The organism is Chitinophaga sp. YR627 (assembly GCF_900114995.1).
Classification (GTDB): Bacteria; Bacteroidota; Bacteroidia; order Chitinophagales; family Chitinophagaceae; genus Chitinophaga.
Genome location: NZ_FOUX01000002.1, coordinates 1,674,072 through 1,687,301 on the forward strand (window position 1 = coordinate 1,674,072; position 13,230 = coordinate 1,687,301).

Genomic DNA, 13,230 nt, shown 5'->3' on the forward strand with positions numbered 1-13,230 from the left:
GTTTATTATGATGGAGAAATATACTTATGTAAGCAGGTCTGATCGGGATGTCCTAAATGAAAAAGGTTACAGGTAGCATCCTGTAACCTCATATGAATATTCTAAGATCTTCAGCTACTGAAAGGCTTTGCGTCAATTTTCATTTTGTAGATCATGACAGGCAGTTTTACTTTATTCACACCTTGTTGAAATGGCGCCAGTAAATGTAGTTGTCCGGCAGGCATCCAGAGATATCCTTGTTCATCGATCCATAATGCGTCACACCAGCTCAGGCGTTTATCCTGTACAATAACCCGTTTTTTCCCTTCCGGAGAGATGCGAATGATCTGCTGGTTATTCACATCACTTACATAGATATTACCTGCTGCATCTATTGCAGTTCCACCTGTTGATGGCGTCTGATAAAAGAGTGTCACATGGCGTTGGAGCTCTTTTTCCGGCAGCCTTGAATCATTAAGGAACCTGGTTTCAACCTTCCACAACGGGCCGCTTACTGCCTGAAAATACAACCATTTCCCATCCGGAGAAATTTCGAGCTGATCCGCGTGAATATGTACTTCTCTTCCACTTTTATCTTTCATGACATGCCCTTCTGCCCATATTGCTTTTTCATCTGTTGTAGATGGATGATGTTCCAGTACTCTCCTGCCCTGTCCGTTTGTTTTATCCATTACGATCAGTGCGGGATATCCTGCGTCTGTGAGATAAATAGTATTTCCGGTCATACGCAGATCGTCTATGAATGTTGTCTTCGTAGATACACCTGCTAACGGGATAATACGAACTACATGGTTGGTTCTGGTATCAATGGCAACAAGCTTGGCAGCGCTATCTGGTAAAGGAGCTGCTCCCATTGCAGGCGTGCCCGTATCTACTATCCAGAGTAATCCATCAGGTCCTATTCGCAGAGAATTAGTCCTTACGAATTTTTGAGCAGTAGCAGTGCCTGTTTGCCAGTCATTCCAGCCGGCATCAGGATATGGGATGATCTTTCCATCAGACAAGATCTCTCCTATGCGGATGCCATTATCTCCTTCAATACGTGGGAAGCAAACGAAAATGCGTTTATCGGCAGTGACGGTGACGCCGTTCCAGACCATATCAGCTGTAGCTACTTTTTCCAGTTGTCCCATTGCAGAGATGGCGGACATTATTACAGAAAATAAAGTGAAGATCATTCGTTTCATACACTATCGGCTTACAGTTTCAGTCTGAAAATTTTATAAGGATATACTGTGCGATTCTGGTTATTGTTGAACCAGGGCATCCGTGCTATCTGCGAAGCAGAAATATACAGATAGCCATCAGCTGAAATACTGTAACTGTCCGGCCAGGAGAGTTTTACGGTATCTGTTGCGATCGTGTGCATCTTTAAATCAGGTGTAATTTTTACGATACTGCTTTTCTCCAGATCACCGAGGTAAAGGTTACCATTCCTGTCGAATTCCATACCATCAGTAGTTACGAACTTGCCAAGATCTTCCACACTGTTGTTGATCTTCTCTGCCGGCGTGGAAAAATCGCGAAGTAATACCGTATTGATACGATACAATTTATCATCGGTAAGCGGTTTATAATACAGCCAGGCTTTATCCGGAGATAATGCAATACCATCAGAATTGATCTTAGGGATACTGCCATCTGTTTTAGTTAACTCTCTGCCATCCATGGTAAAATGATAAGCAGTGTCAGACAATACAGAAGGGGAACTGTGCAGTACAAAACGAGACTGTCCTGTGTTGGTATTCAGAACAACAATACCGCCGTTTGAAGAGCTGGTCATATATGCAAATCCGCTAGCATTATCCACACGGATATCGTTGATATAACTATCATTTGCTGTGACACTATCAGGGAAATGATAGATATGTTCTACTGCATTTGTAGCAAGATTAATCTTTACAACTTTATTGCTGTGTTGATAAACAGAACCGAGTCCGATACCCGCTGCATCCACTACCCAGAGATAACCTTTATCATCAGCTACCACCGCCTGTACACACACGAATTTATGTTCTCCATTATCGCCTTTCTTAAAGCTGTTCCATGCAGCATCCGGATAAGGAACTGGTTTTCCGTCTTTTATTTCCGCTACGGAGTAACTGTGTTTATCCAGCCAGTAAGGATAGTTTGTGAATAATCTGCCATCAGCAGCGACTGCAACGCCGGTTAGCTGATAAGTACTGTCAGCAAATACTTCTTCCAGTACTGCAGGTGTTTCACCGATGCTTTGCGTTGAATCTTCTGTGGCAGACTGCTGTTTAGACGAGTTAGTACAGGCGGCCAGCACTAGCGTGAGGACGCTTATATAGGTGATGATATACGTTTTCATGATTACTTATTTTACGATACAAAAATGAGGCGAAATGAGGAGTAGCGAGTGGTATGTTTATGGGTATATCAGGTAGAAATACGGGTTGTCTGGTGTATGTCAGTGGGAGCTATAAAATATTAATCCGTTCCTCTTATCCTGTCTTCCCATCAAGGCGCAGGAAAATCCAGACCGATCATACCCTCTTCCAGAAATTCAAAGAAATGCGGAATATTTACTGGTATGAATATGACATAGCCTGCCTTTACTACTGCGGATCGTGGCACGTAAACTGCCTTTTAGTATGAATGTGTGTTGTTCATGCTGATGTTGATGTAATTGCACGACTGCTGATTTCTGCATTTCAAAATAACCGAAGGTGGTATTTTCTCCGGATGCCACACGACGGGGGATAGGGCTTGTCAACTGATGCCTTTCCATGATGTCTATTGCCAGATCGCACTTCTGTTTATGCCTGTAGATAGTTAGAGGAAATCGTACAGATAATAAGCCTGATCAGGTATTTCATTGTACGGCTTATTAATAAATGTTTGTAGGAAGAATTGGTATGCTTTACGATTTTATGCAAAGAGGAGCTGTTGAACAACAGCTCCTCTTTGTAATTTTTTTATCTGATGAAATCGGAATTTATTTTCCAATACAAAACTTACTGAATATAAAATCAAGCTGGTCTTCATTGGTGATCTGTCCTGTTATCTCGCCGAGATAATGCAGACACCTTCTGATATCCAGTGACAACAAATCACCCGGCAACTGGCTATCCAGCCCGAATTGCACATCCTGCAAGGCTTTTAATACTTCCTGCAAGGCAGCATAGTGACGGGCGTTTGTGACGATCGTATCTTCTGTGTTGATATCACCGCTCATTACTTTCTGTACAAGACGATCTTTTAATTCCTGTATGTGTTCATGCTGTTTTGCAGATATGTACAGTATCCCTTCGACAGTGGCAAATTTCTCCTGCATGGCGGCGAGTCCGCTGATATCTGTCTTATTACCGATCAGCAGATAGTTGATTCCTTCATTGATGAAGGTATCTACCTGGGCCTGGAGTTCTGGCAGTGATGTTTCATTTACATCAAAGAGATACAATACCACCCCTGCCTCCCTGATCTTTTCCATGGTCTTTTGCACGCCGATACTTTCGATCACATCTGCACTTTCGCGGATACCTGCAGTGTCGATAAGACGGAACAACACCCCCTGGATATTTAAGACCTCTTCAATAGTATCACGGGTAGTACCGGCAATATCGCTTACAATGGCCCTATTTTCATTCAGCAGCGTATTCAGCAAAGTAGACTTACCAGCATTGGGTTTGCCCACAATAGCGGTATTAACACCGTTTTTGATAACATTTCCCATACGGAAGGAGTCTACCAGGTGCTGAACAACTTCATTGGCTTCATTAATAAGACGATATAGTTGTGTACGGTCTGCAAATTCCACGTCTTCCTGGCTAAAATCCAGTTCCAGTTCAATGAGTGCTGAAAAGCTGATCAGCTGTTCCCGGAGAGCATACAGTTCTTTAGAAAAGCCTCCTCTCATTTGCTGCATGGCCGTCTGGTGACTGGCGGCGGAATTACTGGCGATAAGGTCAGCTACTGACTCTGCCTGTGTAAGGTCCAGTTTGCCGTTCAGGAAGGCGCGCAGGGTATATTCTCCTGGTTTTGCCATACGGGCGCCGGCATGGATACAGGCATCTATGATCTGTTGCTGGATGTAAGGGGAACCGTGACAGGAGATTTCCACGATCTCTTCACCGGTATAAGAGCGGGGTGCTTTATACAGGCTGACTACTACTTCATCGATAGTGCGTCCACGGTCAACGATAGCTCCGAAATGGAGGGTATGGCCAGGTTGCTGATGGAGATCTTTGGAGGGGAATAAAGAGTTACAGATATCAATAGCTCTTGTGCCATTCAGGCGGATCACTGCTATTGCTCCTATTCCTGGCGCTGTAGCCAGGGCCACTATCGTATCATCGTATCCTGTAAGATTATTCCCTAACATAATTTTTCACAATTCAGGCAGCAATATACCAATAAATAGAAAAACCCGGTCCTGGCTATGCCGGGACCGGGTTTTGATAAATATCCTTAGCTCTCTGCTACTCTTGCAGCGTAAAGCGGATAGGCAGGTTGAACTGTACAGATACCTGACGGCCGTTCTGTTTACCAGCTTTCCATTTAGGCATTATTTTTACCACACGGATCGCTTCTTCTTCCAGACCACCACCTTTCGCAGCGCCTACAGTTTTCACATCTTTGATGTTACCTTCTGAGTCTACTACGAACTGTACGAACACAGTACCTGAGATCGCATTTTCCTGCGCAACGCGAGGATAGTGGATGTTTTTGCTCAGGAACTTAGCCAGCGCTTCCTCACCACCAGGGAAGGTAGGCGGCTGTTCTACGAAAGTGAAGATCTCTTCTTTCGGAGGAGGAGGAGGAGCTTCTACCACACCTGTACCTTTACTATCTTCCAGTAATCCCGGATCGATACCGTTAGGATCACCTTCTACAGTTTTAGTACTGATTGCCTTATTCTCAATTTCTTTGATTTTAGGCGGTACTTCATCCTCTGGAACTTCTTCATCCTTCTTGATTACAGGAGGAGTGAATTGTACGGATGGTTTCACCGGTGGCGGTGGAGCAGGTGGCGGTGGAGGCGGAGGTGGAGTTTTCGGATCATCCGGAATCTTCACGTCCTCCATTTTGATCTGCTCTATAACAGGTTTCCTATCAGGATTTTCCCGTTCTAATTTGTTGATATAATTACTGATTGCATAACCTGCGATTACAACCAACATCAGTGCAGCACTACCGATAACGGCGTTACGAACCCTTTTGTCGTATTGTCTTCTGAGGTCATAAGCCCCATATTCCTTATTCCTGTTCTCAAACAGGATATCCAGAAAATCGGACTTTAAGACTTTAGCGGAATCCATTGTTTAAATTTTAAGGATGGATACAAAGAGATTGTTTCTAAATTACTTGGAGCCACCGCCGTTAGCTGCTTCAGTCTGCTGGATCCAGGTTTTATCCTGATCGCTGATGTCAACTGTAGCATAACGTTGAATGCGGTTAATGGCCATTTCGTCCAGAATGTCAACGAAATCCTTGTATGTAGCATCATTATCAGCTTTAATGATGATCACCACATCTTCAGGCTCTCCCTTTGAGTTCCTTAATTGAGCAACCTCATCACGCTTTTTGATAATTACATCTCTGATGCCGCCAGTATTAGCAAACGTAGTTGCTTTGAAAAATTCAGGATTTGCCGAAGCATTCGGGTCCTGTGCAAGACCTTCGTAGTAGTATACGCGATCTTTTTTTCCAAGCAGTATAGTGAGTGCAGTACTTTCTTTTACCTTGTTCTGCTCTTTCTCGTCCTTCGTATCTTTCGGCATGATCAAGTCCATTGTTTTGGGCTTGCTCATGGTCGTAGTCAACATGAAGAAAGTGATTAGCAGAAAGCCGAGATCCACCATTGGAGTCATGTCTACGCGTGTAGACTGCTTCTTGGATTTCGTACCCTGGTGTTTACCTTTCCCACCACTACTGCTGGTATCCATTTCTGCCATAGTAGCTCTTTTTTTTAGTTTTCAATAGCAACTCAGTGCCTCAGCGCTGCCTGCCGTTTACTTGAAATCTGTTAGTCTTCTTTTCCTTCGGCACGAGCTATCGCTGCTGCAGATCCTGCAGGTGCAGCTTCCAGGTTCGTAACCAGGTTCAGCTTCTGAATCTTCTTCTCCTTGAAGGTATCCAGGATATCCTTAATCACAGGATAAGGGGTACCATTGTCGGCTTTGATACAGTACTGCAGTTTAGGGTTTCCACCCTGTGCAGATCTTGCATACTCGATCCATACAGCAACTTCATTATTGGCAGAGTCAGAAGGGATACCTTTTTCAAGACCATTTTTCTTACGCTCTTCAGGTTTCATGTCGAGGTAAGTCTTCAGGCTTTTAATATCGGTACCAATGCTGGAGCCAATGACAAAGTTATTTTTTTCCTTTTCGGTCAGACCGAGCTTGTACTGTTGGTCGAGGTCATTAATCAGCTGCTGCCTTTTAGGTTGGCCGTCCATGCTGAAGAATATTTTACCGCCGGCATCAACTGTCAACAAGATTACATCAGAATCTGGCAGCAGTTTAGTATTGATGGAAGACGGAGTTACCACAGTTACCGGCTCGTCCGGTTTAAATTTGGTAGCCAGCATGAAGAAAGTGAGCAGCAAGAAAGCCACATCACACATCGCGGTCATATCAACCAGCGTGCTCTTCCTGGGCATTTTAACTTTAGGCATCTTTACTCCTTTTTTAGTTTACTTTATATAGATTCAAAACTGCGCGATTTCCACACAAATAATCTAAAAAATTATTTGTGGTTAGCTGCGAAGCTCTGAGTCAAAGTGAAACCAGACTCGTCGATTGCATAAGTGATGCCATCGATATTGGTAGTAAAGAAGTTATACATGATGATCGCGATAGCGGAAGTACCGATACCCAGAGCGGTATTGATCAACGCCTCGGAGATACCTAATGCCAGTTTAGCAGAATCTGGAGCACCACCTGCGGACATCGCAGAGAAGGATTTGATCATACCCAATACTGTACCGAACAGACCAAGCAGGGTAGCTACTGAAGCGATAGTGGACAGGAACACCAGGTTCTTTTCCATCATTGGCAGTTCCAGAGCGGTTGTTTCTTCGATCTCGTTTTTGATAGTCAGGATCTTCTGCTCAGTATCCAGCTCAGTGTTAGTGATCATTTCTTTGTACTTCTTCAGACCAGCTTTCATTACGTTACCTACAGAACCTTTCTGTTTGTCGCACTCAGCCAGAGCTGCGTCTACGTTTTTGTTAGCCAGGTGGAACTGAACTCTTCTTACCAGATCAGCACCGCTAAACTTACCTTTAGCTTTAGTGATATACAGGAAACGCTCAATTACGAAAGTAACACAGATCAGTAATACAGAAATAAGAATAGGTACAATAGCACCACCCTGATAAACTGTTGCGAACCATTTTCCGATACCTTCTTCAACTGGATGCGCGTTCGCCCCTTTGATACCTCCCTGGAAGTTATCAGGACTACCCAATACAAAGATGTAGAAGAGAACACCTATAACGATACAGATAGGCACAGCCAGCAATGCGAATACATTGGATGACTTTTTAGGTTGATTAGAAGTTGCTTTGGCAGAACCTGCAGTCACAGTTGTTTTAGTCTCAGCCATGTTGATTGAATTTTAGTGTTAAAGATTAAACTATTGTTTTTTGTTATTTCTGCAATGTAAATACGTGATTCGCAAAGTTATACGGTTGACCCAAAAAAACAAGTGCAGCTCTCAAAAACTCACAAAATTTAACGCTGCCACCGAAAGCCGCCATCAGACGGCCTTCCATCCACTTGTTTATTGAGCATACACTTTATGTGTCAATTGTAACCTGTATCAAAGATTGGGTTACACCCCTTATGATTACTATCCTTGGAACCTGAAATTTATTGATTTTTTTCAAAGTTGGACGCACAATTTAAGAAATTTTTTAAATGTTCCAACAGAAATTTTCTGTGACATTTTTCTCTTCTTAACCGCCACCATCCGCACTTTGGGTCGTTTTTCAATTTCTCTGCATTACTTATAACGCTAAACAATCACAGCCTGTTACATATCTGTTTCACCCTTTTTTACGTGGAACAAAATCTTCATTGTCCGGTGAAAAACGTTTGTAACAGTGCCATTGCTGCGTTTCATTCACTCTGTAATATAAGCATAAAAGATACCATATCAACAAATTTATTCATAAACACGACGCTATTATTTTTCATCCCCCTGGCATCTGCTTATTCCCCCGATCTCCATTCCTGTAACATTTTAAACGTTCATGGAATTCCCCGATAAGTTACTGCTTAATATGTGTATTTTCAACACTACCTGCCAAAATCTTGTTTAAACCGACCTTTTTTAATAAACGCAAATGAAGAAAAACACCATCCGTACCGTCGCCACAACAGCTGGTACGCTTCTGTTGATACTGAGTATCAACACTATGTCGATAGCACAAAAGCGAAAGAAGACCCAACAGGAACCTATTCCCGCTAAAGATTCGACTGCACGTCCACCTATGCCCGCTAAAAGCGGTCCTAAAACAGCTCCCAAAAAATTCAGCGAAGTCATTACATCAGCTGCTGTAGCAGATTCCGGTCTGTTCAATATCTATAAGCAGGATGACAAGGTATTTTTTGAAATAGCTGACTCCCTCCTTGGAAGAGACATTCTCGTTGTTAACCGTATCTCTAAATCAGCTGCCGGCCTGCGTGCTGCTATGATGGGATACAGTGGGGATGAAATCGGTGAAAACGTGATCCGCTTTGAAAAAGGACCCAACAACCGCATCTTCCTGAAGAACATTTCCTATTCTGAAATCTCCAGAGATTCCAGTCAGCCAATGTTTAACGCTGTAATGAATTCCAACATACAACCCATTGCAGCTGCGTTTGATATCAAAGCCTTCTCTGAAAAAGGGAAAAGCACTGTGATCGATCTTACAGAATACATCCAGGGAGATAACGATATCTTCTTCTTTGACTCCCGTGTGAAAGGCATGTTCAAACTTGGTGCCGTTCAGCAGGATAAGTCATATATAGTAGATGTTAAATCCTACCCTATCAATACAGAGATCAAAACAGTAAAAACTTATTCCAAATCGGGTGGCCAGCCTGGGCCAGGTATGCCGGTACAGGGCGGAAACGCCACACTGGAGCTGAATTCATCTATGATCCTGCTCCCCGCAGTACCAATGAAAGCCAGATACTTTGATCCACGTGTGGGTTACTTTACGACTTCTGTAACTGACTTTGACCTGGATCCACAAGGTGTTAAACGCCTTTCCATGGTTACCCGCTGGAGACTCGAGCCTAAGCCTGAAGATCTCGAGAGATATAAACGCGGGGAACTCGTGGAACCCCTAAAGCCTATCATATTTTATATAGATCCTGCTACACCCAAAAAATGGGTACCATACTTAATCCAGGGTGTAAATGACTGGCAGGCAGCCTTTGAAAAAGCAGGTTTCAAAAATGCTGTTGTCGCTAAAGTAGCGCCTACCCGTGAAGAAGATTCTACCTGGAGCCTGGAGGACGCGCGCTTCTCAGCAATCGTTTATAAACCTTCTGACATTCCTAACGCAAGTGGTCCTCATATTCATGATCCGCGTTCCGGTGAGATCATGGAGAGCCATATTAACTGGTATCACAACGTGATGCGTTTACTGCGTAACTGGTACTTTATACAGTGTGCGCCTAATGATCCCCGTGCACGTAAAATGCAGTTTGATGACCAGCTGATGGGTGAACTGATCAGATTTGTATCCTCTCACGAAGTAGGTCATACGTTGGGTCTGCGTCACAACTTCGGTTCCAGCTCCACCTACCCTACCGAGAAATTAAGGGATAAAGCATGGACAAAGGAAAATGGCTTCGCTGCCTCTATTATGGACTATGCCCGTTTCAACTACGTGGCGCAGCCAGAAGATGGTATCTCCGGCGCTGATCTTTACCCTCGTATCAACTTCTATGATAAATGGGCAATTGAATGGGGGTATAAACTGATCCCTGATGCAACTACAGCGGATGCTGAAAAAGCAGTACTTAATAAATGGACTGTTGAAAAACTGAAAGAAAAGAAATACTGGTTTGGTACAGAAATGAACCCTGATGATCCAAGATCACAAAACGAAGATCTTGGTGACAATGCAATGAAATCAGGCGTATATGGTATCAAAAACCTGCAACGTATCATGCCTAACCTCCTGACCTGGACGAAAGAAGAGAACGAAGGTTATGGTAATCTTACAGAACTCTATCGTGAAGTGAATACACAGTTCGGCCGTTATCTCGGACATGTCGCCAAGAACATCGGCGGTATATACGAAACACCTAAAACCGTAGAACAGGAAGGTGGTGTATATGAAGCGGTTCCGAAAGCAATACAGCTGGAAGCTGTTCAGTTCCTGAACGATCAGGTATTCACCACACCTAAATGGTTACTTGATAAGGATATCTTATCCCGTACAGGTAATAATGCAACCACTATTGTTGGCGCTCGTCAGACACCGGTATTAGACCGTATACTGAGTGCTAATACACTCGTAAAGCTGATCAACAATGAAGCAAATGATGGTGCGGGTAGTTACCAGGCGACCGCATTCCTGAATGATGTGAAAAAAGGAATCTTCAGCGAAGTATACAGCAGAAAGAACATCGACGTATTCCGCCGTAACCTGCAGAAATCATATGTTGACCATGTTATTCAGCTGCTGGCTTCTAAAGACCAGTCTTCCATGGGTGGCATGATTATCATGTTCGGCCCTGCTCCTGCAGATCCGACAAAATCAGATGTGAGCAGTATTGCACGTGCGCATCTTGTATCTCTGCGCACCGATATCCGTGCCGCTGCTACAACTATACAGGATCCGCTGAGTCGTTATCACCTGAGCGATCTTGCTGAAAGAATCAGCCAGGCACTTGAACCTAAATGATCATGTATCAGTATAAAAGCAGAAAGGCTCCCATGTGGGAGCCTTTCTGCTTTTATACTGATAATATTTAACGCTATGAAAATAATGCTGTTGCTTGTTACAAAAGTTGCTCAATATATCGCTATATTTATATACTGAACCTCAAGAATGTGAAAGAACGAAGTACTAAGATTACTATCTACGACATTGCCAGAGTGCTGAACCTATCTGCTTCCACGGTATCGAGAGCATTGCAGAACAATAAGCTGATCAACCAGGAAACCAGAGACAAGGTACGCCAGACGGCCACCGAAATGGGCTATGTACCTAACTGGATCGCATCCAGTCTGCGTAAGAACCGCTCCAACATTCTGGGACTCATTGTACCACGTACTTCCATGTATTTTCAAAGTACAGCCATCAGCGGTATACAACACGAAGCACATAAGTATGGCTTTAGTATTGTGATAGGTCAGTCTGACGATACTGTTGAAATGGAGAAAGAACTTGTCAATACATTCTTCTCTCTTCGCGTAGACGGTTTACTTGCTGTATCGTCCATGTACACTACCCACTATGAACATTTTACTCCATTCATAAAGAATAATATTCCACTGGTTTTCTATGACCGCGTTCCAGCGGAATTCCCAGGTTATACCATTACCGGAGATGACTTCAAAGGAGGATTTCTGGCTACTGAACACCTGATCAGACAAGGTTGTAAACGTATCGCATTATTCTCAGGTATACTTAGCTGCAATCTCTATCAGCAGCGCCTGAGCGGCTATAAGGCTGCACTGGAAAAATATGATATACCTTTTGATGAGCAACTGCTCTATGTGCATAACCTCACATCAGAAGCTGCTACTACCGCTTCGCAGGAATTACTGTCCGCGACAGAAAGACCTGACGGGTTGTTTGCTGCAAACGATACATCAGCAGTAGCCTTCATCCAGGAAGCCAAACGACAACGCGTTAATATTCCCGAACAGCTCAAAGTAGTAGGTTATTCCAATGACCAGTCATCACGAATCATTACCCCGGCACTCACTACTATCGAACAATCCGGATACAAGATGGGCCAGAAAGCAGTAGATACTATTGTGAAACTGATCAATTATGGAGACACCATGAAGATCACCAAACACTTTGTATTTCCTGTTGAACTGATTGAAAGGGAATCCAGCGAGTAAACAGTAACCGCTTAAACCCACTACGTTATGCGAAACTATTTCAACCTGCCTGCTACTGCATGTTGCAGCCTGCTGTTGATCCTATCTGCGTGCAACAGCCATATTTACGTCCCTAATACTGTCAATGAACCTCTGCTGAAGGAAAAGCATGAATTCAACGGAAGTGTCTCTCCCACCAACTTCCAGGCGGCATTTGCCGTAAGCAATAACATTGCTGTTATGGCAAATGGCCAGTATGTCTACGACTATAATATCAATATAGAGGACTCAGACGGCGAAGATCTCTTTGTAGATGATAATACCAGGGGAGGTGTGCTGGAGGGTGCTGTAGGCTTTTTTAAGCCACTTGATCCTAAAAAGAGAATGGTCTTTGATGTTTATGCCGGCTATGGTAATGGCTCATTTAAAACGCTTGAAAGGGGCTATGAGAATACCCCTGACGCCATCCGGAATGACTATCTTTTACGCTCTTATTTCAATAAGTTTTTTATTCAGCCCGGTATTGGCTTTTCACATCCGGTTATTGAGGCTGCTTTTACTTCCCGCTTTTCAATCCTGAAATTCTATAGTCTGTATGCTGGTGCGAAAGCATTTGAAAACGAACCTGACCGCAGGATCAATTATATGAGCATCGGTACGAAGACGTTGCCTTTTTATGAACCTGCATTTACGTTCCGTGTAGGCTATAAGTACGTAAAATTTCAGATGCAGCTGATGTTTTCGCTGTTGCTAAATGATGACACCTACGGTGGATATGAGTTCAATGAATATTTTCAACCAGTCGCTTTTGGCATGGGGGCTTCCATCAATATTGCACACTGGTATGATGATTTCAGAAAGAAAAGGAAATAACGAGGATCACAAACAGGTATAAAATAAAAAAGCTCCGAGACTTTCGTCCGGAGCTTTCTCAATAAATATGGCAGCTACCTACTCTCCCGCATGGTTGTGCAGTACCATCGGCCATAAGGGGCTTAACTTCTCTGTTCGGAATGGGAAGAGGTGAACACCCTTGGCAAAACCACCATAAGATCTTTAGTATGATCTCGTCTTTCAATCAGCACTATTGCAGCGTTATTCTGACCAAAGACCAATAAGGTAACATATTGGGAAATTGTAATAGTCTATACAAAAAAAATAAAATTAAAGCTTACGGGCAATTAGTACTACTCGGCTTCG

The 13,230-nt window shown here is 43.4% G+C and carries 11 protein-coding genes and 1 rRNA gene; 3 read left to right on the top strand and 9 right to left on the bottom strand.

Going from position 1 to position 13,230, the window contains the following annotated elements; genetic code table 11:
* Positions 1 to 110: 110 nt before the first annotated feature.
* From BMZ72_RS15385 to BMZ72_RS15420, 8 genes are all read right to left on the bottom strand, one after another.
* Positions 111 to 1,187 (bottom strand): L-dopachrome tautomerase-related protein, encoded by a 1,077-nt coding sequence (locus tag BMZ72_RS15385; RefSeq protein WP_089809727.1) that lies wholly within the window; start codon positions 1,185 to 1,187, stop codon positions 111 to 113.
* 11 nt (positions 1,188 to 1,198) lie between these two features.
* A complete protein-coding gene (locus tag BMZ72_RS15390; protein ID WP_089809730.1) occupies positions 1,199 to 2,332 on the bottom strand; it encodes an L-dopachrome tautomerase-related protein in 1,134 nt (377 codons plus the stop codon).
* Between the two features lie 195 nt (positions 2,333 to 2,527).
* Entirely contained in the window at positions 2,528 to 2,752 is a 225-nt protein-coding gene (locus BMZ72_RS15395) for a hypothetical protein (RefSeq protein WP_089809731.1), read from the bottom strand.
* Between the two features lie 207 nt (positions 2,753 to 2,959).
* Positions 2,960 to 4,345 (bottom strand): tRNA uridine-5-carboxymethylaminomethyl(34) synthesis GTPase MnmE, encoded by a 1,386-nt coding sequence (gene mnmE, locus BMZ72_RS15400; protein ID WP_089809733.1) that lies wholly within the window; start codon positions 4,343 to 4,345, stop codon positions 2,960 to 2,962.
* Between the two features lie 97 nt (positions 4,346 to 4,442).
* Positions 4,443 to 5,282, bottom strand: a complete 840-nt coding sequence (locus tag BMZ72_RS15405; protein WP_012789102.1) for an energy transducer TonB — start codon at positions 5,280 to 5,282, stop codon at positions 4,443 to 4,445.
* A gap of 42 nt (positions 5,283 to 5,324) precedes the next feature.
* The gene (locus BMZ72_RS15410; RefSeq protein ID WP_089809735.1) at positions 5,325 to 5,918 is read right to left on the bottom strand and encodes an ExbD/TolR family protein; all 594 of its coding nucleotides are present in this window, start codon (positions 5,916 to 5,918) and stop codon (positions 5,325 to 5,327) included.
* 71 nt (positions 5,919 to 5,989) lie between these two features.
* Complete coding sequence (locus tag BMZ72_RS15415) at positions 5,990 to 6,643, bottom strand: ExbD/TolR family protein (RefSeq protein ID WP_089809737.1); 654 nt, start codon at positions 6,641 to 6,643, stop codon at positions 5,990 to 5,992.
* Positions 6,644 to 6,714: 71 nt separating this feature from the next.
* Complete coding sequence (locus BMZ72_RS15420; protein ID WP_089809740.1) at positions 6,715 to 7,575, bottom strand: MotA/TolQ/ExbB proton channel family protein; 861 nt, start codon at positions 7,573 to 7,575, stop codon at positions 6,715 to 6,717.
* 742 nt (positions 7,576 to 8,317) lie between these two features.
* On the opposite strand from BMZ72_RS15420, the gene BMZ72_RS15425 reads away from it, so the two are divergent.
* From BMZ72_RS15425 to BMZ72_RS15435, 3 genes are all read left to right on the top strand, one after another.
* Positions 8,318 to 10,879, top strand: coding sequence for a zinc-dependent metalloprotease (locus BMZ72_RS15425; RefSeq protein ID WP_089809742.1), 2,562 nt, complete (start codon positions 8,318 to 8,320; stop codon positions 10,877 to 10,879).
* 149 nt (positions 10,880 to 11,028) lie between these two features.
* Positions 11,029 to 12,051 (top strand): LacI family DNA-binding transcriptional regulator, encoded by a 1,023-nt coding sequence (locus BMZ72_RS15430; protein WP_089809744.1) that lies wholly within the window; start codon positions 11,029 to 11,031, stop codon positions 12,049 to 12,051.
* A 27-nt stretch (positions 12,052 to 12,078) separates the two neighbouring features.
* Positions 12,079 to 12,903 carry a hypothetical protein gene (locus BMZ72_RS15435; protein ID WP_089809746.1) on the top strand — a complete coding sequence of 275 codons (825 nt, stop codon included), beginning with the start codon at positions 12,079 to 12,081 and terminating at the stop codon, positions 12,901 to 12,903.
* Between the two features lie 65 nt (positions 12,904 to 12,968).
* Here BMZ72_RS15435 and rrf read toward each other — a convergent pair.
* Positions 12,969 to 13,080: ribosomal RNA gene (rrf, locus tag BMZ72_RS15440) — 5S ribosomal RNA — on the bottom strand.
* Between the last annotated feature and the right edge of the window lie 150 nt (positions 13,081 to 13,230).